This window comes from Nesterenkonia halotolerans, from assembly GCF_014874065.1.
Lineage (GTDB): Bacteria > Actinomycetota > Actinomycetes > Actinomycetales > Micrococcaceae > Nesterenkonia > Nesterenkonia halotolerans.
The window spans coordinates 1,321,823-1,344,605 of record NZ_JADBEE010000001.1; the positions used below are offsets into that span (position 1 = coordinate 1,321,823).

The 22,783-nt window shown below is 67.1% G+C and carries 25 protein-coding genes; 4 read left to right on the forward strand and 21 right to left on the reverse strand.

Annotation, left to right across the window (positions count from 1 at the left end):
* Positions 1-39 precede the first annotated feature (39 nt).
* From H4W26_RS06065 to H4W26_RS06135, 15 genes are all read right to left on the reverse strand, one after another.
* A complete protein-coding gene (locus H4W26_RS06065; RefSeq protein WP_192591206.1) occupies positions 40-1,680 on the reverse strand; it encodes a flagellar hook-length control protein FliK in 1,641 nt (546 codons plus the stop codon).
* A complete protein-coding gene (locus H4W26_RS14010; RefSeq protein WP_192591207.1) occupies positions 1,677-2,537 on the reverse strand; it encodes a C40 family peptidase in 861 nt (286 codons plus the stop codon). The genes H4W26_RS06065 and H4W26_RS14010 overlap by 4 nt, the downstream gene beginning before the upstream one ends.
* Positions 2,534-2,959, reverse strand: coding sequence for a flagellar FliJ family protein (locus tag H4W26_RS06075; RefSeq protein ID WP_192591208.1), 426 nt, complete (start codon positions 2,957-2,959; stop codon positions 2,534-2,536). The genes H4W26_RS14010 and H4W26_RS06075 overlap by 4 nt, the downstream gene beginning before the upstream one ends.
* Complete coding sequence (locus tag H4W26_RS06080) at positions 2,956-4,290, reverse strand: FliI/YscN family ATPase (RefSeq protein ID WP_192592046.1); 1,335 nt, start codon at positions 4,288-4,290, stop codon at positions 2,956-2,958. Before H4W26_RS06080 ends, H4W26_RS06075 begins: the two co-directional genes overlap by 4 nt.
* 14 nt (positions 4,291-4,304) lie before the next feature.
* Positions 4,305-5,033 carry a FliH/SctL family protein gene (locus tag H4W26_RS06085; protein WP_192591209.1) on the reverse strand — a complete coding sequence of 243 codons (729 nt, stop codon included), beginning with the start codon at positions 5,031-5,033 and terminating at the stop codon, positions 4,305-4,307.
* On the reverse strand, positions 5,023-6,051 hold the full coding sequence (gene fliG / locus H4W26_RS06090; protein WP_192591210.1) for a flagellar motor switch protein FliG: 1,029 nt from the start codon (positions 6,049-6,051) through the stop codon (positions 5,023-5,025). The genes H4W26_RS06085 and fliG overlap by 11 nt, the downstream gene beginning before the upstream one ends.
* Complete coding sequence (gene fliF / locus H4W26_RS06095; protein ID WP_192591211.1) at positions 6,048-7,703, reverse strand: flagellar basal-body MS-ring/collar protein FliF; 1,656 nt, start codon at positions 7,701-7,703, stop codon at positions 6,048-6,050. Before fliF ends, fliG begins: the two co-directional genes overlap by 4 nt.
* Positions 7,703-8,038 carry a flagellar hook-basal body complex protein FliE gene (fliE, locus tag H4W26_RS06100; RefSeq protein WP_192591212.1) on the reverse strand — a complete coding sequence of 112 codons (336 nt, stop codon included), beginning with the start codon at positions 8,036-8,038 and terminating at the stop codon, positions 7,703-7,705. Before fliE ends, fliF begins: the two co-directional genes overlap by 1 nt.
* A complete protein-coding gene (locus H4W26_RS06105) occupies positions 8,035-8,430 on the reverse strand; it encodes a flagellar basal body rod protein FlgC (RefSeq protein ID WP_192591213.1) in 396 nt (131 codons plus the stop codon). Before H4W26_RS06105 ends, fliE begins: the two co-directional genes overlap by 4 nt.
* Positions 8,430-8,771 (reverse strand): flagellar basal body rod protein FlgB, encoded by a 342-nt coding sequence (locus H4W26_RS06110; protein ID WP_192591214.1) that lies wholly within the window; start codon positions 8,769-8,771, stop codon positions 8,430-8,432. Before H4W26_RS06110 ends, H4W26_RS06105 begins: the two co-directional genes overlap by 1 nt.
* A gap of 159 nt (positions 8,772-8,930) precedes the next feature.
* Positions 8,931-9,275 carry a hypothetical protein gene (locus H4W26_RS06115; protein WP_192591215.1) on the reverse strand — a complete coding sequence of 115 codons (345 nt, stop codon included), beginning with the start codon at positions 9,273-9,275 and terminating at the stop codon, positions 8,931-8,933.
* 4 nt (positions 9,276-9,279) lie between these two features.
* Positions 9,280-9,717, reverse strand: a complete 438-nt coding sequence (fliS, locus tag H4W26_RS06120; protein WP_318779786.1) for a flagellar export chaperone FliS — start codon at positions 9,715-9,717, stop codon at positions 9,280-9,282.
* A 7-nt stretch (positions 9,718-9,724) separates the two neighbouring features.
* Entirely contained in the window at positions 9,725-11,044 is a 1,320-nt protein-coding gene (gene fliD, locus H4W26_RS06125) for a flagellar filament capping protein FliD (RefSeq protein WP_192591216.1), read from the reverse strand.
* Positions 11,045-11,204: 160 nt separating this feature from the next.
* Positions 11,205-12,029 (reverse strand): flagellin N-terminal helical domain-containing protein, encoded by an 825-nt coding sequence (locus tag H4W26_RS06130; protein WP_192591217.1) that lies wholly within the window; start codon positions 12,027-12,029, stop codon positions 11,205-11,207.
* A gap of 164 nt (positions 12,030-12,193) precedes the next feature.
* Positions 12,194-13,006, reverse strand: coding sequence for a sigma-70 family RNA polymerase sigma factor (locus H4W26_RS06135; RefSeq protein WP_192591218.1), 813 nt, complete (start codon positions 13,004-13,006; stop codon positions 12,194-12,196).
* 318 nt (positions 13,007-13,324) lie between these two features.
* Here H4W26_RS06135 and H4W26_RS06140 point away from each other — a divergent pair, with 318 nt between their 5' ends.
* The 4 genes from H4W26_RS06140 to fliW are packed head-to-tail and all read left to right on the forward strand — an operon-like array spanning position 13,325 to position 16,564.
* A complete protein-coding gene (locus H4W26_RS06140; protein ID WP_192591219.1) occupies positions 13,325-13,789 on the forward strand; it encodes a flagellar protein FlgN in 465 nt (154 codons plus the stop codon).
* Positions 13,790-13,835: 46 nt separating this feature from the next.
* The gene (gene flgK / locus H4W26_RS06145) at positions 13,836-15,263 is read left to right on the forward strand and encodes a flagellar hook-associated protein FlgK (protein ID WP_192591220.1); all 1,428 of its coding nucleotides are present in this window, start codon (positions 13,836-13,838) and stop codon (positions 15,261-15,263) included.
* A gap of 13 nt (positions 15,264-15,276) precedes the next feature.
* Complete coding sequence (gene flgL, locus H4W26_RS06150) at positions 15,277-16,164, forward strand: flagellar hook-associated protein FlgL (protein WP_192591221.1); 888 nt, start codon at positions 15,277-15,279, stop codon at positions 16,162-16,164.
* Positions 16,165-16,180: 16 nt separating this feature from the next.
* On the forward strand, positions 16,181-16,564 hold the full coding sequence (fliW, locus tag H4W26_RS06155) for a flagellar assembly protein FliW (protein ID WP_225939615.1): 384 nt from the start codon (positions 16,181-16,183) through the stop codon (positions 16,562-16,564).
* On the opposite strand, the gene H4W26_RS06160 is transcribed toward fliW, so the two are convergent.
* The 6 genes from H4W26_RS06160 to H4W26_RS06185 are packed head-to-tail and all read right to left on the reverse strand — an operon-like array spanning position 16,543 to position 22,701.
* Entirely contained in the window at positions 16,543-17,073 is a 531-nt protein-coding gene (locus tag H4W26_RS06160; protein WP_192591223.1) for a flavin reductase family protein, read from the reverse strand. The two genes, fliW and H4W26_RS06160, sit on opposite strands and share 22 nt — an antisense overlap.
* A complete protein-coding gene (locus tag H4W26_RS06165; RefSeq protein WP_192591224.1) occupies positions 17,073-18,656 on the reverse strand; it encodes a GMC family oxidoreductase in 1,584 nt (527 codons plus the stop codon). Before H4W26_RS06165 ends, H4W26_RS06160 begins: the two co-directional genes overlap by 1 nt.
* Positions 18,656-19,267, reverse strand: coding sequence for a thiamine pyrophosphate-dependent enzyme (locus H4W26_RS06170; protein ID WP_225939616.1), 612 nt, complete (start codon positions 19,265-19,267; stop codon positions 18,656-18,658). Before H4W26_RS06170 ends, H4W26_RS06165 begins: the two co-directional genes overlap by 1 nt.
* Positions 19,264-19,764 carry a thiamine pyrophosphate-binding protein gene (locus H4W26_RS06175; RefSeq protein ID WP_192591225.1) on the reverse strand — a complete coding sequence of 167 codons (501 nt, stop codon included), beginning with the start codon at positions 19,762-19,764 and terminating at the stop codon, positions 19,264-19,266. Before H4W26_RS06175 ends, H4W26_RS06170 begins: the two co-directional genes overlap by 4 nt.
* The gene (locus H4W26_RS06180; protein WP_192591226.1) at positions 19,761-21,155 is read right to left on the reverse strand and encodes an NtaA/DmoA family FMN-dependent monooxygenase; all 1,395 of its coding nucleotides are present in this window, start codon (positions 21,153-21,155) and stop codon (positions 19,761-19,763) included. The genes H4W26_RS06175 and H4W26_RS06180 overlap by 4 nt, the downstream gene beginning before the upstream one ends.
* A 7-nt stretch (positions 21,156-21,162) precedes the next feature.
* On the reverse strand, positions 21,163-22,701 hold the full coding sequence (locus H4W26_RS06185; RefSeq protein WP_192591227.1) for an aldehyde dehydrogenase family protein: 1,539 nt from the start codon (positions 22,699-22,701) through the stop codon (positions 21,163-21,165).
* Between the last annotated feature and the right edge of the window lie 82 nt (positions 22,702-22,783).

The window sequence follows — 22,783 nt, forward strand, 5'->3', positions numbered from 1 at the left end:
GACAGTGGGACATGGGCGGGGATTCGGGGGGGGGGCGGTTCAGGCCAGCAGGTCAAGCCCCGCTGCGCGCGGTGCTTCGGGCAGCAGTGCGGAACCCACCAGCCGAGAGACCGCCGCTCCCCCGGCGGACTGGTCTGGGAGCTGCTCGGCGATCGAGTCACGCTGCTGGTCTCGCGCCCCCGAGTCCTCGGGCGGCTGCTGACCCGCAGCGGGGTCCCGTGACCGTTCACCGAACTGCGCGTCCCCACGTGGCTGGCCCGGGGAGGACGACGGCGGCTCACCCTCCCCGAGACTGACCTGGCTTGACCCCAGACCGAGCCCGGCGAGATCGCGACGCAGCTCGGTGAGCATCCCGCGCAGCGCCTCGCGGCCAGTGTCCTGGGGTGCGAACAGTTCGATCCGCATCGCGTCTGCGCTGAAATTGGCGCGCACCGTGATCGGACCGAGGTTCTCCGGGGCGATGTTCACCGTCAGCACCTTCTCCCCCGCCGGACCGGTCGCCAGCTGGGCGATCGGACCTGTGAGCTGCGCCTGCAGCGGCGGCGCAGCGGGCACGGGTGGCTGCGCTGCCGCCGCAGGTGTCGGAGACGCTGTCGGTTGGACACCTCCGGACTGTCCCGTGGACACCGACGCCAGAGGCGGAGCAGGAGTCGTGGTGCCGGCTGCCGGAGCGAGTGGCGCCTCACCAGTGACTCCGGCTGTCAGCCCTGCGCCAGGAGTCTGATCAGTTGACGTGATGACATCCAAAGGATGCAGGGTCGGCGAGAGCACTGAACCCGCCGCACTGCCCTCCACGTCGCCGGTGGGCGCCGGGGCCTGGACCGCAGCCCTCTCCTGGGTCTGCTGAAGTGGAACCTGGGTCGCCGAGGTCGAAGCCGCAGCACCGTGGTGAAGCCGAGTGTTCGCCGCGATCGGGGAGTTCTCAGCCGATTGCGGGGCAGCGAGGAACACGGCTTGATGAGCCGCGGAGACGGGTTGCATCTTCTGGTCCGCGAGCTGCTCCGCTGAGACGTCGGCCCCAGTGGTGTCCACCGCTGGGGGTGCCGCAGGCGTCTGATCCGGCACCACCTGATCATTCGACCCGAGGTTCTGCCCCGGGCCGGGTGCCGGCACCTCACCGCCTGGTCGGGCGGGGTCGCCTGGCTGGGCGGTGGTGTCTGGCTGGGAGGTGGTGTCTGGCTGGTCGGGCATGACGGGATGGCGGGTGACCTGCTTCGCGCCCGTGTCGACCTCGTCGGTGCCTGTGGTCTCCGGCCCGGCAGTTTCAGTCACCTCGGCGCCGGACATCTCGGTGATCGGCGATTCGGAACTGGCGGCCACCCCTCGGACGAGGTCCAGGTCGATGACCGCAGCGGCGGAGCTTGTCTGTTGCGCCGTCGGGCTGGCGACCTCGGCGCCTGCGCTCCAAGCTGCTGCGGAGAAGCCCGGGAGGCCGGTCGGGCGCGGAACGGTCGCCTCGTTCGGGACGGAGGTCTCCGAACCTGCTTCGGCACCGGTGTCTGCGCTGCCGGTCGGGGGCTGCAGATGCTGAGGGTCCTGTCGGACCGTATCGAGCACCTGCGCGAAGGCGTGCAGTGGTGCCGCCTCGACCGAGGATCGACCGGCCTCCGAGCCGGACCGGCGTGCGGCGGGCGTGAGTTCCCGTGCAGGTGCGGAGATCAGATTCATCGGTCCGGTCATGAGTTCGCTCCCGACCTGCTGCTCTGCGAGGCCTCGAACTGTGAGCGCTGGGCAGCGGCGATCTCGCCGTCGCTTCGGCTCGCGGAGGAGCTCCCCGGCGCGTCCACGACTCGTCGGATGGTGAGGATGTCGGCGTCACCCTCGAACATCTCCCGGATCTCCACGTTCTTTCCAGGTCGGGGGGCGTGCAGGATCTTGTTGTCTCCCGCATAGATCCCGATGTGATCCCCGTTGCGGGTGACGATCAGGTCCCCTGGTCGGGCCTCTGCCAGTGTCGGAATCTCGGTGCCCGTCTTCAGCTGGTCGTAGGTCACGCGCGGCACCTTCACGCCGAGGTCCTTGAACACCAGCTGCACGAGACCGGAGCAGTCCAGGCCCACATCGGGATCAGTGCCACCCCACACATAGGGAATCCCCAGATACTTCTTCGCCTGCGCGACGACGTCGCCGCCGTCCACTCCACCAGACCGGGAACCAGAGCCCGAGCCAGACCCCGGCGCAGACCTCGCAGATCCCTCGGTCCGCGACGTCGAGGCAGCAGCGGCACCGTTCGCCGAGGAGGAGCCGGAGGCGCCGGCTGAGGCAGATGCACCCGCGGAGCCCGCCGCGCCCGATGCCGAAGCCGCGCCCGAACCTGCGCCGGATCCGGTGGAGGTTCCCGTGAGGCTGCGCATCACGGCGCTGAAGTCGGTACCGCCGGTGCTGGTCTGATCTGCCAGGACACTCTGCAGGGCTCCGCTCTGGGAGGCAGACGCCGCGGCAGCGGACGCCGTGCTGGTCTGGCGCTGGGCACCGGAGACCTGGGCGATCCTGCTCTCGATCTGCCCGACTCTGCCGATGACGTCGGTGAAGCTCATGCCCGCCTTCTTCCCTGGTGCCCGCGCTGGGCGGCCTCATCCAATCGGGCCTGTTCTGCACTGAGCTCCGCCCGAACCGCCGCCATCGCGTGGCGCTGCTCCAGCTTCTCCACGATCACGGCGTCGCGCCGCGCCTCGTGGTGCTCCGCCTCGGCCTGATCGGCTGTGGCCTGCAGGGAGGCAAGATGAGCCTGGACCTCGGTGAGCATGCTGCGGTTCGAGGCGCGCGCCGCGGTCATGGCGAGCAGATCCGCCCCGGTGGCCACGTCCTCCTGGGAGGCCGCGGCCGTCTCTGAGACCTGCTGGGCCCGTCGTCGTCCGCGGGAGAGGTCTGCGTTGGCCACTGCCAGCTTCCCTGCCGCGCCGGCCTCCCTGAGGTCACGCAGTCGCTTCAGCCCGGCCAGTCCAAATCCACGGCTCACGAGGTGCCTTCCCAGCGTCGAACAAGCGTACGGAGGTGGTCCCAGGTGACGGCCAGCGGGATGGACTGCTCCAGTCCCTGTCGCAGGAACCCATCGATGGCGTCCTGATGGTCCACGGCGGCGTCCACTGCGGGATTGGCCCCGCGCTGATAGGCCCCCACGTCCAGGAGGTCCTGTGCCGCACGCCGCGCCGCCAGGACGCGACGCAGCGAGGTAGCGGTGGCCGCCTGCTCCGGCGTGATGACGCGCCCGGCGACGCGGGAGATGGAGCCCAGGACGTCGATCGGCGGGTAGTGCCCTGCGGCAGCGAGGGCGCGGTCAAGGACCACGTGACCGTCAAGGATCGACCGAGCCGCGTCGGCGACCGGTTCGTTGTGATCGTCGCCGTCGACCAGCACGGTGTAGATCCCGGTGATGGTTCCGGCATCGTCGGTGCCGGCGCGTTCCAGGAGCCTGGCCAGCAGCGAGAACGTGGAGGGCGGGTATCCGCGCGTGGCAGGGGGTTCACCGGCAGAGAGTCCGATCTCGCGCTGGGCCATCGCCACCCGGGTCAGTGAGTCCATCATCATCAGCACGTCTTGACCCTGGGCGCGGAAATGCTCCGCGATCCTGGTGCCGGTGAACGCCGCCCGCAGACGCATCTGGGCGGGCTCGTCGGAGGTCGCGACCACCACCACCGAACGGGCGAGACCAGCAGCCCCCAGGTCATCTTCGAGGAATTCACGGACCTCACGGCCGCGTTCGCCGACCAGCACGATCACATTGACCGCAGCCTCGGTGCCGCGGGCGACCATGGAGAGCAGCGAAGACTTGCCCACCCCGGATCCGGCGAAGAGTCCCATCCGCTGGCCGCGGCCCACAGAGGCCAGGGCATCGATGGACCTGATGCCCAGCTGCAGCTGCTCGGTGATCCGGCGGCGGCTCATCGGGGTGGGAGGTGCCTGCTCCAGCGGGACCAGATCGTGCGAGCCCAACGGGCCTCTGCCGTCGATGGGTCGGCCCAGCCCGTCGAGGACGCGGCCGATCAGCCCTGCGCCGACCGGGACAAGTGCCGGTCCGGCCGCACGCTGAACCTCATCGCCCACCGCGACACCCTCGAGTGGGGCCAGCGGCATGCAGCGCAGCACGGGGCCCTCTGCGGCGACGACCTCTGCGGGAATGCTGGCGGCGCCGATGCTCAGCAGCGTTCCCACCGGGACCGCCGAACCCGACAGGGTCACGGCATGGGCACTCTGCAGGCCTGTCACCTCCAGGCTGAGTCCGAGGATGCGGCTGACCCTGCCTGCGATGACCGGGCGCGCGGCGGCAAGCATCCTGGCCTGAGCGGTCATCGTCATCGGGGCGCTCATCGTCCCTGGCCTTCGTGGTCCTGCCGGGCGCGGTGGGCCAGTAGGGCCTCCCGGCAGCGCTGCAGCGCCGTACCGATCCGGGCGTCGAGGAATCCTTCGGGAAGGTCGGCGACGGCGTCGCCGGGCTTCAGCTGGGCATCGGGGATGACACGGACCCCGGCCTGCGCGGCGGCTTCCTCGGGCAGCTGAGCCGCCGTCTGCGGGTGCATGCGGATTCTGCTCACGTCTGCCGGCTCCAGCTGACTCAGCACACGGGTCAGGGCAGCGCGGGCCGAGTGCTCCCCGTGGACAAGCTCGGTCCCCACGATCTCCTCGGCGAGCTCCAGTCCGGACTCGACCAGGGTCTCCTGGGCTGACATCACCACAGGGGCGACCTCGCCGTGGAAGGCCTGAGCCGCGGCTCTGAGCGCGGCGGTCGCAGTCCGCAGCTCGGCAGCAGCTTCCTGCGCGGCAGCCTGGGCGGACGCTTGCCTCTGCTCGCGCTGGCGCCGAGCGGCCTCGGCTGCTGCACGCATCCCTGCCGCATAGCCGGCCGCGTATCCGTGGGTCTTGGCCCCTTCGTAGACGGCGTCGGCAGGTCTGGGACGGCCGTAGGTCCCGAAGTCCAGCAGTCGCACCGACGGGTCCTCGGCACCGTTGGTGTCTGCCAACGGCGCGGCGTCAGAGGACAGCCTCGCCTGAAGGGGCTGTGTCCCCTCAGCGAGAAGCGTGGTCTCAGACGACAAGGGTGTCCTCCTCCACACGCTGAATCGTGATCTCGCCTTCCTGTTCGAGCTCGCGGATCACTCGAACCACCTCGGCGCGGGCTTCATCCACCTGGGACATGCGCACCGGCCCCAGCGAGCGCATCTCGGCATCGAGGATCTCCCGGGTCCGCTCGGTGATGTTCTCGCGAACGACGCGCACCACGTTCTCAGCGGCGCCCTTGAGCGCCAGCGCGAGGATCGAGGGGTTGATCCCGCGGAGTACGCGCTGGACACCGCGAGGGTCGAAGCGGACCAGGTCTGCGAAGGTCAGCATGCGCGACCTGACCTCTTCGGCGAGGTCTTTGTCTTTGACCGTGAGCGATTCCAGAAGCTCCCGCTCCACCGTCACACTGGAGCGGTTGATGATCTCCACCAGCGGGTCGATTCCTCCGACGGCGGCCAGCGGTTCGGTCGGTGCCACGGCGGCCCCGATGCGTGACTTGAGCACATCGGCCACGGTTCGGACCGCGTCGGGAGAGGCCGGACCCATCGTGGCCAGGCAGGTGGCCACATCGGTGCGTCGGTCGGGTTCGACTCCGGCAAGCACGGCGGAGGCCATGTCTGGCTTCAGATGAGCCAGGACGAGCGCGACGGTCTGCGGCAGCTCGTCATCGAGCAGGACGCTGATGTGTTGGGGATCGACCGCCTCGAGGAAGTCGAAGGATTTGCCGGCCATCGTCGAGGCCAGTCGGTTCATCACTGCATCGGCCTGCGCGCTGCCGAAGGTGTCGCTGAGCAGTCCGGCCGCGAAGTCGCGACCGCCGCGGGGCAGCGGCGCCCCCGAGGAGATCGCGGTGAAGACCTCGGTGACCACTTCTTCGGCGATGCCGCGATCAACTCTGCGGAGCCGGACGATCTCGGCGATCACCTCGTCGGCTTCAAACTCGGAGAAGTGGCGCAGCACCTCCGAGGCTTGGGCGCGCTCCATCTGCATGAGCACCAGGGCGACCTTCTGGGTCCCGGTCAGGTTCTCGGTGGAGCTCGGAGAGGGAGTCATACTCGTGCGTCCTCCTCCATGAGTGCCCGCAGGTGCTCAGCCATGCGAGCCGGGTCCTGCGAGGCCAGCCCGTTGAGTTCGGCGCGCTTGCTGTGCGCCTGATCCCGTGGGTCCCATGCCGCCAGCTGGGATTCGGCGGGCTCCTCCGCGACCACGCGCGGAATCGATGCGGTGGCGTAGTCTCCCGGTGCTTCCAGCACCGGGGAGGCCGCTTCCTCGGTGGGTTGCAGCGCCGCCATCCGACCTGCAGTGAGCTCACCGGTGGGGAAGGGCTCCCCGAGATCCACCAGTTCACGGGATTGACGACTGCGGCGCATGAACAGCGCGATGGCGAGGACCAGGAGCAGCAGGAGCACCGCGGCTCCGCCGATGGCCATGGTCTGCAGCCAGGCGGCGCGACGCTCGGCCTCTTCGGCGGCCTCCGCGGCGGCGAGCGCCTCGGCAGCGGTGTCGGCGTCGGCCGTGCTGAACGGCACCACCGAGACGCTGACCTGATCACCCCGGGCCTCATCGATGCCGGCGGCGTCGCTGACCATGGTGGTCAGGTCGGCCACGTTGAGTCCAGCCGCCGCGGCGTCGTCCACGGCGACGGAGACCGACTGAGTGGTCAGCTCCCCGGCCGGGATGGACCTGTTCTCGGTGACCTTGTTCACGGCGTTGCTGCGGTCGGACTCCTCGGCGCTGTAGCTTCCCTCCCCTGACTGCTCATTGGGCACGGCGATGTTGTCGGGTCCCAGCACGCCGGCCGCTCCCCCACCGCTGCCGGTATATTCCTCGGTGCGGGTGGATTCGGTCAATGCAGGCGCGTCCTGCGGCTCCTCGAAGACCTCCTCGAGGCGCTCCGCGGACTCCAAGGACATGTCCGCAGCCACGGCCACGGTGGCATTCCCGCGGCCCACCACGCGATCGAGCATGGTCTGGACGGCGGTGCTGACCCGCTCCTCGTAGTCACTCGCCTGCTGCGTGCTCCCGCCAGCGGCACCGACTCCCACCGCGGAGAGCAGCGTTCCCTCGGCGTCGACCAGGGAGACGTTCTCGGGATCAAGTCCATCGACGGCGGCCGCGACGAGGTGGACCACCGACTGGATCTGGTCATCGCCGAAGGTCGCGCCCGGCGCCTCCTGGACGAAGATCGAGGCGGTCGGCTCCTGGGCGGAGTCCACAAAGACCGTCTCCTCCGGAATGGCGAGGGTGACCGAGGCCTGCTCCACGGCGTCGATGGCCTCGATGGTGCCGGCGAGCTCACCCTCGAGCGCCCGTTTATAGGTGACGTTCTGCTGGAACTCGCTGGAGGTGACCCCCATGTCATCGAGCAGGGAGTATCCACCCGTGGACGCGTTGGGCAGACCATCGGCCGCGGCATTGAGCCGGGCGTCGTAGACCTGCGCCTCGGGGACCATCACCGAGGTTCCGCCGGCAGCGAGCTCATAGGGGACGCCGTCGGCGCGCAGCTGTTCCACGATCGCGGAGGCATCCGCGGGATCCAGTCCGCTGTAGAGCGGAGCCATTCGAGGCTGCGACATATAGGTGCTCAGCGCGACGCCGCCCAGGACCAGAACGGCGACGCCGATGATCGCGATGGTGCGCTGGGCGATCGTGAATTCGCGCAGCCGCTGACCCAGGCGGGCGAGCGGGGCCGGGACCTGCGCCATCAGGCCTGCATCCTCATGATCTCGTTGAACGCCTCAACTCCGCGGTTGCGGACCGTGGCGACCATCTCCAGAGCCACAGAGGCACGTGAGGAGGCCAGTGTGGCCTCGTGCATGTCAGTGAGATCTCCGGTCAGCGCCTTCACGCCGAGGTCCCGGGAGGTGGACTGCAGGGACTGCACCTCGTCCATGGCTCCGCCGAGGGTCGCGGCGAAGCTGCCCTCGGGCGCCTCGGCACGCTGACTCTGGCCGGTGGCCGCTGCGGCGCCGGCCACGGGAACATATCCCGTGCCGGAGACGGCGGCGACCCCTGCTGCGGGGGCGATGCCTTCGATCATCGGTTCTGTCCGATCTGCAGTGCTGCTTGGTAGGTCTCTTTGGCGCGGTCCACCACGGCGGCGTTCATCTGGTACCCACGCTGGGCCATGATGAGGCTGCCCATCTGCTCCGCCATGTCGATGTCCGGGTAGCGCACATAGCCGTCCTCATCCGCCAGCGGGTGGTTCGGCTCGTGGGTCATCCGACCTTCGGCGTCGCCGTATTCGACGCCTGCCACGTGCACGCCCTGTCCGGACGCATCGGCCTGGGCGTTGACATAGCGCGCCTGGAAGGCGGCCTCATCGGTGGCGCGCACCGTGTTGACGTTGGCGATGTTGTCCGAGACGGAATCCAGCCACTTGCGGTGCACGGTCAGCGCTGTGCCGGCGATGCCGATCGCGTCCAGAGCCATCAGGTGCTCCTCAGGGCGGTGCGCATGCTGTTGAACTGGCCGCCGGCCGCCTGGGCTGCGAATTGGAAGCGCAGCACCGTGTCGATGTTCGCGAGCGTCTCGGTGTCGAGATTGACGTTGCTGCCGTTGAGTCTCGTGGGTTCCAGGGACCGGGCCTCGGTGGCCTGCACCTGGCCGTCGCCGGTCTGCACGGAGGAGGCGAGGGCATCTTCGAAGGCGACGCGGCGGGACTGGTATCCGGGGGTGTTGGCGTTGGCGATGTTGTCGGCGATGGCGCGTTGGCGCATGGCCAGACCGTCCAGCGCGCTGGAGAACGCACGTGAGGTCACGGAATCGAACACTGCTCCCCCTCAGGGCACCTTGAATCGACAGCGGCCGATCCGTGGCCTCAATGGACAAGCAATCCTTGCTCACCCGACACTGTCGGCAGCCATCACGTCAGCGTTAGGGTTCTGCGGAGAATTCTTTCAGCGAGTATGAAGAACCGCGCTGCCTCGGCGTCAGCCGCTGGTATCGAGGTATCGGGCTTCCCCGGAGTCGCGAGGCGGGACCTGCCGAAGGGCGCTGAGCTGGCGTCCGACGTCGAGCCTGGCCATCCGTGTCCGCTCACTCGCCCGGTTGAGTGAATCCAGCACGGCACGCGCCCGTTCCTGGAGCTCCCCGGGAAGAGGGCCGCTGAGCGGCGACTCCGGGGACAGCACATCAGCAGACTGGTCCGGACCTTCACCGTCTCGCCCCTCGGCCTGGGGCTGAGCGGCGGGATGACCCAGCTGCGCCGCCCACGACTCGAGCCTGGTCAGGTAGAGCTCCCAGCCTAGAAGGTCCTGCTCAGATCCATCCGGCACGGCGCTATCCGACTCCGAGGACCCCGCGCGGCTGCCCGGCCGGCTCGGAGACCAGCGCGATCTCCGCGGCCTCGTGCCAGGTGGCGCGCAGCGGCTCGAAGATCTCGATGATGCTGCGGGTCCTGCTCGGATCCCGCCGGGTGTTCGCGGCGATGAGCTCGGCCGTGGCGAAGCTGTAGAGCGCCTGCAGCTGGCGTCCACCGTCCCAGACCGCGGTGTCCAGTGAGGAGGAGAGCTCGGCGATGATGGCCTGCGCGTGGACCAGCTGAGCGGAGGCTTCCTGCCAGTTCTGCTGCTGCTGGGCCGCCTCGGCACGGTTCAGATCCAGCATCAGTCGGTCATAGAGCATGGTGAGCAGCTTGGCCGGCGAGGCGGAGAGGATGGCTTCACGGTTGAACTGGCTGCGCGCGCGGCTGAGGTTCTCGTACATCTCTGCAATCACGTCCTGATCAGGAGTTGCTTCGGGAGGAGGCTGCCTGCGGCAGCGAGGCGAGCTGCGAACTCAGGTAGTCCATCTGGGAGTTGAGACTCTGCATCTGCACCTCGAGGGCGGCGTAGGTGCGTTCGAGGGTGGCCCGGCGGTTGGCGAGCCGGTCATCCCACGCCTCCACCTGGTCGGTGAGCCTGTTGGCCAGGCCCTCCTGACCCGTGATGCGCTGGGTGATCTGACCGTCGTAGCGATCGGAGAGATCCGCGGCGACGCCGTTGATCCGGCTGGCGAGCTGGGCCACGGTGGCCTCGACGCCTGCGGGATCGGCGGCCAGGGCCGCGGAAAACTTCTCCTGATCGAAGGTCAGCGCCCCGTCGCGGGTCACCGAGATCCCGATCTCCGAGGGCGAGCGGCCGTCCACGGGACGGACGACGGCGTCGCTCATCCGCTGCTGGGCGCTGCGGACCGCGCTGTCGCCGGTGAGGATGCCGGCCGCCGTGCTGCCGTCGCTGCCAGTGGACACCTTGGAGTTGGTGCGGATATAGCTCAGCACCGAGTTCACCGAAGCGACCAGGGATTCGGCGGTGCGCACTGCCGCCTCGGCGTCCCGCGCCACACTCAGCGTGACCGGTGCGGCACTGACTGCGGAGACCGTGACGTCGACTCCGGGCATGAGCCCTTCGAAGGTGTTGGTGGCGGAGGTGACGCGCTGCTCGGCCGCAGTGCCGGCCCAGAGGGTGATGGCGGCGTCGGCTCCGGCGCTGGTGATGGTGGACCCGGTGGCGCTGTCGCCGAGGGTGAAGGCGCCCTGCGCTCCGGTGGCGGCGGCAGAGAGCTGCAGCCGGTGGGCACCATCGCCGGTGGGGATCTTCACGGCGGTGACTCCGGCGCCGGAGGCGTTGATCGCCGTGACCACGTCATCGAGGCTGGTGGAATCGGCAGTGATCGCGGTGCTGGTGCCGTCGGCGGCGGTGATGCTGAACTCGGTCGTGTCCCACTCGCTGACCGCATCCGTGACCAGAGTATGGCGTGCAGCCGTGCTCTCCACGGTGAAGTCGAGGCTTCCGGCTCCAGCCGCAGAGGTGGTGACGGCAGTGACCGAGTCATTGCTGGACTGTGCCGTGAAGGCGCGCAGCGCGCCGGGCTTCGCGATCTCTGCCGAACTCTCCGCGCTGGCGGCCACACGGGTGTTCAAACCCTGCAGGGCGGCCACGAAGGTGTTCGTCTTGGTGGCCTGGCGCTGGAGCAGCTGCTGCGGAACGGCCTCGACCTGCATGAGACTCTCGATCAGCGCGGCGGAGTCCAGCCCGCTGGCGAGTCCGGGAAGCGCGATAGGCACTGGGGGTCTCCCTGTTGGTGTGGGTGAAGCGTGGGGTGTGGGGTGTGGGGAAAAGCCTGCCGCGCCAAGGTGCCGCCAGAGCGTTATCGCCGACGCGGCAGGCCAGTCCACCTCACATCGGTCTAGGACCGATCAGTGGATCCTCTGGTGAGAGGTCCGATCAGCCGAGGAGCTGCAGAACGCCCTGGTTCGACTGGTTGGCCTGAGCCAGCATGGCGGTGCCGGCCTGGGACAGGATGTTCGAGCGGGTGAAGTTGACCATCTCGGACGCCATGTCCACGTCGCGGATGCGGGATTCCGCAGCCGAGAGGTTCTCGCGGGACACGTTGAGCGAGTTGATCGCGGACTCGAAGCGGTTCTGCGAAGCACCGAGATCTGCACGGGCGGTGGAGACTGTGGTGATCTGGGTGTCGATGGTGCCGATGGCGGCGTTGGCGGATGCTGCATCCGTGATGGCCACCCCTTGGACCGCGGCCACGACGTCGGTGAGATCCGTGAGGCCGACCGCAAGCTGATCGTTCGCAGTCGCCCCCGCACCGATCTGGAACGTCAGCTCCGCGCTCGTGCCGTTGAGCAGCTGGATGCCGTTGAAGTTGGTCACCTCGGAGATGCGTCCGAGCTCCTCGCCAAGGGCGGTGATCTCTGACTGGATCGCCGCGCGCGAGTCGGCGTTGTTCGAGTCGTTGCCAGCCTGCACGGTCAGGTCGCGCACCCGCTGCAGAATCGAGTGGACCTCGGTCAGGGCCCCTTCTGCGGTCTGGATGACCGAGATGCCGTCCTGCGCGTTGCGGGCTGCCACGCCGAGGCCGTTGACCTGGGAGCGCAGGCCCTCCGAGATGGCCAGGCCGGCGGCGTCGTCGGCTGCTCGGTTGATCCGCAGACCCGAGGAGAGCTTCTCCAGTGACTTGGAGAGATCGTTCTGCGTGTTGGAGAGGTTGCGGTGAGCGTTCAGCGCCGCGATGTTGGTGTTGATCTGCATACCCATGGTGATTCCTCCATGAAAGTGGGTGTGTATCTGGGATGGGTCCGTCCATGGACTCCACACACCCTTATCGGCACACCATGAACATGCCGTTAGTGCTGGATCAAGATTCTCCACCGTTCACGATGGAGGGGTTCAGGCTTGAGTCAGGATCACGCCTGGAAGATTCAGGCTTCGGTGAGCGGTGCTGGCTTCAGCTCGCGGGCACGCTGCAGAATCCCACCAAGGGTCCGCTCCCCCAGCTCCTGCAGGTATTGTTCCCGCCGGCGGGAACTCGCCTTCGGCGCAGCCTCCTGCACCTCAGTCGCGCTGTAGTGCGTCTGCAGGCCGTCGCGGAGCAGCCTCATCGCCTCGGAGCGCTGCTGGGAGACCGCGGAGTGGGTGATCCCCAGCTGGGCAGCAATGTCCTTGACGGTGGCGCCTTCGAAGAAGAGCTGCGAGACGATGAGTCGCATCCGTTCGGGCAGCGTCTCCACGGCGGTGCGCAGCATCGCCGTCTGTTCGGCTTCCACGAGCTCCTGCTCAGGGGTCCGTCCCTCGGTCACCAGATAGTCCGACATATCGGATTCCAGCGCGACCACACTGCGCGAGGCATCCTGCTGGGTGGCGGCGACGACCTTCTCCTCCAGGCCCAGGGCCTCGGCGAGCTCGGTCACGCTCGGGGCGCGGCCCAGTGCTGCGGTGAGGGTCTCTTCCACGGTCTTGAGTTCACGGATCTTTTTCCGGGACCCACGTCCAGCCCAATCTGCTGAGCGCATGTCATCGGCGAAGGCGCCGATGATCCGGCGGCGGGCGTAGGCCCCGAAAGGCACTCCGAGAGCCGGGTCAAACGCGTCAGCTGCGGTGACAAGCGCGATTGATCCCACTGAGGTGAGGTCTTCGCGAGAGAGATGAGTGGCCTTTGCGCACAGGTCGGAGACCAGGTAGCCGACCAGGGGCAGGTTTTCCACGACAAGTGCATTCCGTGCGTTGTGATCCACCGCCCACGTCCCCCAAAATTCACGCTAGAACCGCACCCCCATGCGGCGAAGAAACTTGCGAGGAAACGTCCTTCTGGATGCTCCGTGATCAAAACCTTAGTTTCTTCTGGAAACGAATAGTAGCCGACTGATCGTTACCAGTCCATGACCTGAACATGACCTGTATGGAAACTCTGCTGCCGGAGTGCGCCAAGATACTTCCCACCGGAGCTAACCGCCGCGGATACACCGCCGATAGACTTTGGTGGCGGGCTGCCGAGCACCCGGCCCGGCGGCATCGTCGGTCACCCGTCACACATGGAAATCAGGGGACCCGACATGTCTGTCAATGCACTCTCCACACGACTGTGGCGCGAACGTGAGCTGCTCGACCTTCTCCAGTTCAAACTCGAGGAGCAGCAGCTCCTGCTCATCTCCGGGAAGTCCCAGTGGGTGGGTCACGCCGCACGCGAGATCGAGACCGTGCTGGAGAAGCTGCGTGAAGCCTCGCTGAGCCGCGCCGTGGCCTCCTCCTGGGTGGCCGCTGAGCTGGGTCTGCCCGATGACGTCACCCTCGCCCAGCTCTCCGCCGCCGTCAACGAACCTGCTTGGCGCGAGGTGCTGACCCAGCACCTGCACGCACTGCGCGCTTCCGCCTCGAGCATCACCTCGCTGCGCGACACGAACTCCACCTACCTGCGTTCAGCTCAGCGTGCAGCGCAGGAATCACTGGCCGCGCTGGATCCGGACCCCTCGGGCCCCGACGGGGACAAGGGGCCCCGGCTGCTCGACACGAGCCTGTGAGCAGCATCCCAGCACGGCAGAGACACTCCAAGACTAAGGACACCGCGTGAGCACATTCAGCGGATTGAACACCGCATGGACGGGCATGACCGCCGCCCGCCGCTCCATGGAGACGGCCGGGGCCAACATCGCCCACGTCGGCGTGGACGGCTACACCCGCCAGCGCGTCGAGACCTCCTCCGTGACGGCGAGCTCCTCCATCGGTCGGCTCGCCGGTCCGACCCTGCCCGGGCAGGGTGTCACCGTGACCGGGATCGCTCGGCTCGCGGATGCACAGCTCGACTCGCGGGTCCGCGGCACCGCTGGCATCAGCGGGCAGGCCGAAACCGTGGCCGCCGGGCTGGAGGCCCTGGAAGCCAGCTTCCGCGAGCCAGGGACAGACGGTCTCTCAGCGCGGCTGAGTGACTTCTGGGCCGGCTGGGACGACGTCGCGAATCAACCAGGCGAACAGGCGCCCGCCGCGGTCGTGATCGCTCGGGGGACCGCGGTGGCGGACCACCTGGGCCAGCTGCACGGCGAACTGACCCAGCAGTGGACCTCCCAGCACCGGGGGCTCAGCGCCGAAGTGGCGGAGGTCAATGCCACCGCCCAGCGCGTGGCCGCCCTGAACGGTCAGATACGCTCCACCACTGCCTCCGGCGGCAACGCCAACTCGCTGATGGACGAGCGCACGCAGCTCACCACGCGACTCGCCGAGCTCACCGGCGCCACCGTCCGCCAGCAGCCCGACGGCACCGCCGACGTGCTCGTGGGTGGAACCCCGCTGGTCTCAGGAACCAATGCCCGGGCCATGGAGCTCACCGGCGGTGCACGCCCCCAGGACGCCGAAGCCTCTGCGCTCTCCTGGGCCCACCGTGCGCCCGGCGATCCCTCCAGCACGGTCGATGTCCAGTCCGGGGTGCTCTCCGGACGCCTGGCGATGCTCGCCCCCGCCGAGGCCGACGGCACGGGCGGCCCCATTGCCGTCACGCTGCGGGCGCTCGACGGCATCGCCACAGACCTCGCAACCCGCGTCAATGCAGTTCAGGCAGAGGGGTTCACCACTGCTGGCTCCCCCGGCGGCGCCTTCTTCGCCATCGACCCCACGCGACCGGCCGCCAGCCTTCGCGTGGTCGCCGCAGGGGCAAACGATCTTGCCGCCGGCGCCCCGGGGGCAGGGGCCCTCGATGGTTCCAATGCCGCGAAGATGGCGGCCCTCGCGGAACTCGGCGACGGACCCGACGCGCTGTGGTCCCAGCTGGTCATCTCCACCGGCACCAATGTGCAGAACGGCGCTCGGTCCGCGGTCAATGCCTCGATGGCGCTGGTCTCGGCACTGGAGCAGCAGCAGTCTCAGGCCGGGGTCTCCCTAGATGAGGAGAACCTCGCACTGGTGACCCATCAGCACGCCTATCAGGGCGCTGCCCGCGTGCTGACAGCCATCGACGAGATGCTCGACACCCTGATCAACCGCACCGGCGTGGTCGGACGCTAGAGAGGCTGAACCCATGTCCATCACTCGAGTGACCCACGGCTCCACCGTTGCCGCGGCGCAGCGGAACCTGCAGGCGGCGATGCAGCGCCTGGCCTCCACCCAGGACAAGGCCTCCACGCTCAAGGAGATCTCCCGTCCCAGCGACGATCCGGGTGCCGCGGCGGAAGCCATGGCGGTGCGCGGTGCGCAGCGAGCGGCCGAACAGCACAGCCGCAATGTGGACAACGCCAACGGCTGGCTGACCACTGCAGACACCGCACTGAGCACGGCCACAGACCTGCTCCACCAGGTCCGTGACGTCGTGATGTCCGGCGCGAATCAGGGCGTGCTGCCGCCGGCGGCCCGGGAGGCGCTCGCGGTGCAGCTGGACAATCTCCACGGTGAGCTGTTGAACGCGGCGAACTCCCAGTACATGGGGCGCAGCGTGTTCGCCGGCACTTCGGATGCCGCCGCCGCCTTCGAGTCCGACGGAAGCTTCAACGGAGTGGACAACTCCGCCGTGACGCGGCGCGTGGGTGAGAACACCACGGTGCGGGTGGACGCCGACGGCGCGGCAGCCTTCGGCGAGGGCGCCACCAGCGTCTTTGCTCTGGTGAAGGGGCTGGCCGAGGCTCTCCGAGCCGGAGACCCAGTGTCCGCGCGGCTGGGCGAGATCGACGAGAAGCTCAACAGCGTGCTCGCCGCCCAATCCACCATAGGCGCCACCCACGCCTCCGTGCTGTCGGTCGAGAACGCACTGGCAGGCCAGAAGGTGACCCTGGAGGCTCGACGCTCAGGACTCGAGGACGCAGACCTCGCCGCCGTCGCACTGGAGCTGCAGACTCAGGAACTGGCCTACCGTGCAGCGCTGTCCGCCTCAGCCAAGGTCATCCAGCCCTCCTTGATGGACTACCTGCGGTGAGAGAGGCTGACCTTTGTTGAGCGAGATCCATTTCCCCGCCTCCCTCCCCGGCCTGGAACCGCTGAAGACCTTCCGGCTCACCGCGGTGGAAGGATCCACCGGGCTGTATTCCTTGGATTCCACCGAGCTCCCGGATGTCCGGCTCTTCCTGCTCGACCCCGCGGTTCACCTTCCGGGGTACTCCCCCCGCACCCAGGGTCAGCTGAGCCTCCTGGGAGACCCAGCGGCGGAGGATGTTCGGGTGCTGGTCATCGTCAACACCTCCGACGGCGCGCCCCATGTGAACCTGCTGGCCCCGGTGGTGCTCGATGTCCTCCGCGCCCAGGGGACCCAGGTGATCCTCGAAGGCCAGGATCTGCCGGTGCGGGCAGCGCTGCCTCAGCCTGCCGAGATGAGGTGATGAAACCCCTTCGACCGGTAGACCAGCGGAGAGGATTCCGGGTCCACCTGGGCGCCGAGGACCTTCAGCAGCACCATCTGATGGTCTCCGGCCGGGGTTTCGCTCATCACTTCGCACTCCATGCGCAGCGGTGACTCGGCCAGCAGCACGGCGCCGGCGTCGGTGACACTGTAGTCGAGCTTCGCGAAGCGGTCTCGGCTCCTGGAAGCCAGTTGATGGCAGGCATGCTGCTGGTCATGTCCCAGCACGGAGACACCGATGCTCGGAGCGCCGCGCAGCGCCTGCCAGGTGCGCGAGGATTTCTGTGCGGAGAAGATCGCCATCGGCGGGTCGAAAGACACCCCGGCGGCGAAGGAGGTCACCACGAATCCCACCGGGCCGTCCGCGGTCTGTGCACACAGCGCGGCGATCGCGGAGGGGTAGGAGGCGAAGACGTCCTCGGCCTGCATCGCGGCGGTGCCCAGCCCCAGACCTTCTTCGGCGCTGCGGAGACTGCCGAAGGCCGCCATCACCGAGCCAGCTCTTCCCGGATGAGGACAGCGGCCCGTTCCGCCACCGCTATCACCGGTGCCTGGATATTGCAGGTCGGGATGACGGGGATAACTGAGGCGTCGGCCACCCAGAGGTTCTCTGTTCCATGCACCCGCAACTCTGGACTCACCACTGACATTGCGTCGATCCCCATCTTGGCGCTTCCGCAGCAATGGAAGAACGTGTCGCAGGAAAGTCGAACAAACTCTTCGGCCTCCCGACGGGAGAGCCTCCGGTCAGGAGAGATCGGTCCTTCGATCAGCTCACGGTATCCCTGGGTCTGTGCGAGCTCGAGCACGGTGTCGATCCCTTCGATGAGAGCTGTCATATCGTCGGGTTCAGCCAGATAGTTCGGCTGAATGTCCAGATCTCCTCCTGGGGAGAGGAGCCTCAGCTCGCCGACACTCTGACTTCGCATGAGTCCAGGAGAGATGGCACAGACCTTCTCATCGGCGTGGTGCACGCCGTAGCGAGAGGCGACCTGGGGCCCGGCATGCGCACCCTGGACCACGAAGGCATGCAGGTCGGGACGTTGGTCTGCTACGGAGGAGCGCCAGTTCAACATTGCTCCACCTCCGTTGTCGCGCAGAGGTCCGCGCGGTTCTCGGAGTCGGAAGTTCATCCCCATCAGGAGTGGGTGATCCTGGAAGTTGGCACCCACCCCGGGCAGGTTCAGTCGCGGTGCTAGCCCGACCGCAGTGAGCTGGTCCGCGGGCCCGATTCCAGACCTCATGAGCAGCCGTGGGGTTCCCAGTGCTCCGAGCGTCAGCACTACGCCGAGGGTGGCGCGAAGGCTTCGGCTGCGCCCCTCTTGGTGGATCACAACACCGGTGCATTGGCCGGACTCGAACGTCAGCTCGGTCACTTCGGCGTCGGTGCGCACCGTCAGGTTGGGCCAAGCAGCCGCCGGTCGCAGGTATCCCCTTGCGGCGCTCCAGCGCTGGAGACTCCCGTCCTGCGTGGTCGCGTTGAAGTTCGCGAGGCAAGCTCCTTCATTGCTGAGGCCGTTGGCATCCTCGATGACGGGAAGTCCAAGTTCCTCAGCTGCGCTGAGCAGCGAATCAGCCACAGGGTGGGGGTCCGGCGACACTTCAACCCGCATAGGGCCACCAGACCCCCTCGTCGCGGATTCGCCCCCCACCCAATCTTCTGAACGTTTGAAGTAGGGCAGAAGAGTCCGGTAGTTCCAACCCGTGGCCCCTGCGGCCTCCCAGGCGTCGTAATCATCGGGATGGCCCCGGTACCAGAGCATGGCATTGATTGAGGAGGAGCCCCCCACCACTCGCCCGCGCGGTATGGGGATTCTGCGTCCCTTCACGGATTCGCTGGGCGCGTAGACCTCCTGCCAGTCGAGCGGACCACCCAGTTGCGCGGCCCAGTCACGAGCCTCACGCACCTCAGCGAGGTGCTCCTCCGGGCCTCCAGCTTCGATCAACAACACCGAGAGATCCGGGTCTTCGGCCAGACGCCGAGCGAGCACGCACCCCGCGGAACCGGCTCCGGCGATGATGATGTCGTATTCAGCATGTTCGTCGCCCAGCGGGCCTGGGTTCGGGGACATCAGTTGTGCTCGCTGGGACCCATGATGCTGATCCCCTCGGTCTTCTCCACGTGGCGGACGAAGATGTACTTGTCCTCCCTGCCGTCTGAGTGCTTGCGACCGATCCCCGGCTGGAGGATCCCGTCGGTTTTGGCGACGACGACATAGGGTTCCCGCGCGGCCAACCCCTTTCGGCAGTGATCCTCAAAGTCCTCAAGGTTGTCCACGACGAAGGCCTTCTCAATCCCACAGCCTCGGGCAATCTCCGCGAGGTTCACTGTCCCGGAGGCAGTGTGCGTCTTGGGCCCCCCGATGGACTGATAGCTCTCGTTGTCCCAGACCACCACGAAGAGGTTCTCCGGACTTTCGTTGCCCAGCGTTGCAAGAATGCCCAAGTTGAAGAGCAACCCCCCGTCGGTGTCCAGGGAGACGATGCGCCGGTTCGGTAATCCGATGGCCAGGCCCAGCGCCTCGCCGGTGACACACCCCAGCTGCTGCTGGAAGAGGGAGCCTTCCCGCATGTGCGGTGCTGCGTTGTACCACTCGTCGACCGCCCCACCGAGGGAGAGGATCACGAGCTCGTCGTCGAGCTGTGCACCCAGCCGCTCCATACATTCATAACGCTTCATCATCGGACGATTCCTCCTGAGAGCACGACGGCTGAGTGGTGGTACGCGTTGTAGGACCAGGAATAACTGTCCTGGATCGCCTGCGTGATCTCATCGGTCTGTTTCACTATCCGGTAGGGCGTCCTCAGGGCATCCAGGATGGGTTCCATCGTGATCCCATGCGGAATGGCCCACCAGTTGTTCTCACCCAGATCGCCGCGGTGGCTCATGATCATGATGACGGGGATGCCCGCACCGAGACCGAGTCGAGCCAGATGCTCCACGGAAGCACGCAATCCCGAGTTCTCCATGATCAGCGCCGCCCGCTTGCCGGAGAGGAAGACTCCACCGCAGATCGCAGCCCCCTCACCCTCATTGGTGACCTGGATGGTCCTGATATCCGGATCAGCGTCAAGCGCGGGGTAGAGCTCTTTGAGCAATGAATCCGGGAGGTAGCACACGACCTCGACTCCCGCGTGTTTGAGGCCGCTGATCACGGCGTCGACCGCTTCTTGTCTCATGAGTGACCTGTTTCCTTCGATGGGGTGGCGAGTGAACGATGAGGGCCTGAACCGATAACCCGTTCACGCAGGGTTGGCACTGGGCTGTCCTGCGTGGGCAGCGCCGGAAGAAGGCCACGCTGCCGAAGCAGCGGGGCAACCGTCTCAGCGAACTCAGCGAAGACAGCCGAGTCACCGAAGGTGGGCTCCAACATGAATCCGTCGATATCGGTGGCCGCGACCAGCTCTTCGATCTGATGTGCCACCTCTTCGGCGGTGCCTGTGAGCTGGAATCCGCGCAACGCCTGCAGCCGAAAGCGGTCGAGAACCTCTCCGATGGTCGGCACCGGTGCTCCAGGCCTCACATAGCGATCAATCAGCGTCTGCCCCTGCTGAGAGTCCAGACCTGCCGCCACGGCCTCGGTCACCGGAGCGGAGCTTTCCAACCGACGCAGATCGATGCCCGTCATCCCGGCAAAGAGCACAGCCGCGTCGGCAGGGTCGTACAGTGCTTCCATCTCTTCCCGGCGCGCCTGGGCATGTGCGCGGGACGCGCCCAGCACCACCGTCATGCCTGAGATGACTCTGATCGATTCCGGTGCGCGACCCGCTTGACCTGCTGACTTCCGGATTGCGGCGACCTGGTCTGCAGCCTGGGATGCGGTCTGACCCTGGATGAAGACTGCTTCGGCGTGCGCGGCGGCAAAAGCTCGGCCCCGCGATGATGTGCCCGCCTGAAAAAGCACCGGAGTCCGCTGGGGCCCCGGGGCGACGGCAAAGGGGCCACGGCAGCGGTAGAAGGCGCCGTCGTGGGACACGTCGTGGACCTTCTCTGGATTCGCGTAGGTGCCCGTGACCTGGTCCCGCTGCTCCGCATCCTGCTCCCAACTGGTCTCCCAAAGGGCGGAACAGACCTGGAGGAATTCCTCGGCACGGGCATAGCGCTCGTCGTGCGTCGCCTGCTGACCTTCGAGCCCAAAGAGACGGTCCGTCGTCGTCTGTGAACTCCCGGTGACGACGTTCCACCCGATGCGCCCACCGGTGTAGTGGTCCAGGGAGGCGAACCGTCGTGCTGTCGCATAGGGATGCTCCACCGTGGTCGGAGAGGTCACCACGAAACCGAGTCGCGACGTTGCCTGAGCCAGCGCGCTGATGAGCAGCATGGGGTCGAGGCCCGGGAACTGAATCCCATGACGCAGGACCTCATCGGGGACGCTGCCAGCGACAGAGGGGAAGCCGTAGGTGTCGGCGAAGAACAGGAAATCGAATCCTGCGTCATCGAGCAGCTTCGCCGTCCGCACCCAGTACCCCATCTGGTCCCAGCTCTTCGCTTTCGCGTTCGGGTGGGTCCAGGTCGGCAGCCCGTTGTTGGGATTGAGCATCTCAAAGACACCCAGGCTGATGTGTTTCATGGTCTCCTCAGATCACCGCGCACACGGTCTTGGATTCGAGATAGTTCGACAACCCCAGGGCTCCGTTCTCGTAGCCCCATCCGGATTGTTTATGGCCGCCCTTGGGAAGCTCCGGGGAGAAGTAGGAGTGGCAGTTGATCCAAACAGTTCCCGCTTTGATCTCCGCGGCCATTCTGTGCGCATTTGAGAGACCCTCGGTCCATACGCTGGCCGCCAGCCCGTAGCGGGAGTCATTCGCCCATTCGATGACCTCGGCGGGGTCATCGAATGGCGTCACCACCGCCACAGGTCCGAAGATCTCCTCACGCATGAGCGGAGAGTCCTCGGCCACACCGCTGAGCACGGTGGGTTGAAAGAAGGTGCCCTCAGCTCCACCCTGCTTTCCTCCCGTGAGCACCGAGACACCGGCGGCACGGCCAGCTGCCACATAGGTATCCACTCGATCTGCCTGAGCTCTGCTCACCAGGGGACCCAGGCCCGCGGCGGGGTCCATCCCGTGTCCCAGGTTCAGCGACTCCGCATGTATCACCATCGACTCGAGCACCTGCTCGTAGACCAAGCGATGCGCGTAGATCCTCGAGCTGGCCACGCAGACCTGACCGCCGTTGTCGAAGATTCCCCGGGATACCCCGGCCGCGGCGCGCGCGACGTCGGCGTCATCCATGATGATGGCCGGTGACTTCCCGCCCAGCTCAAGGGTGAGCCGCTTCAGATTGCTGCGCGCATCACCCACGAGCTGTTTTCCGACCGCAGTGGATCCGGTGAAAGTGATCTTGTCCACGTCCGGATGGGTGGCCAATGCCGCTCCGACCTCCTGCCCGAATCCAGTGAGGATATTCACGACACCAGCCGGCACCCCTGCCTCGAGAAGCAGCTCGCCCAGGAGCAGAGCGGTCAGGGGCGTGTTTTCGGCAGGCTTCAGCACCACGGTGCAGCCTGCTGCCAGCGCAGGGGCCAGCTTCATGGCAGCCATCAGCAGCGGGCTGTTCCATGGGACGATGGCCGCCACGACCCCCACCGGTTCTCGCACGGTATAGGCAAAAATCTGCTTATCCGGACCCTGTCTCCGCAGGGACGTGGGGACCGTCGTCCCCTCGAGAGCTCTGGCAGCCCCTGAGTAGTACCTGAATTGCGCGATTGCTCCTGGAATTTCGCCAAACTTAGCAGTGGCGAGCACCTTGCCCTGATCCAGAGATTCCAGCGCCGCGAACTCCTCCAGGTGGGATTCGAGCAGGTCCGCGATCCGCCAGAGCATCCGTGATCGGTCTTCCGGCGTGCTGGCAGCCCACGGACCAGACTTGAGCGCGGCCCGTGCGGCAGCCACGGCCTCTTCTGCGTCCTGAGCGCTGGCCCTCGGCACCATGGCGAGTTGTCGACCAGTCGCCGGATCCACAGTGGGGAACTCGGCACCATCGGCGGCCGGGGTCCACCTGCCGTCGATCAGCAGACCCTTGGGCCCCCGGGCGAGAAAATCTGCGGCCGCCGTGGTACTCGGCTCGACCGGGTTGAGGGAGAGTCCCGCCAGCGTGTCTGGGATCGGCGTCATGGTCACTTCCTGGGAGATCAGCGCCGCGGGAACTCCGCTCGGAGGCCGCTACCCTGTCTCAGGAACTGCGCAGAACCTGAAT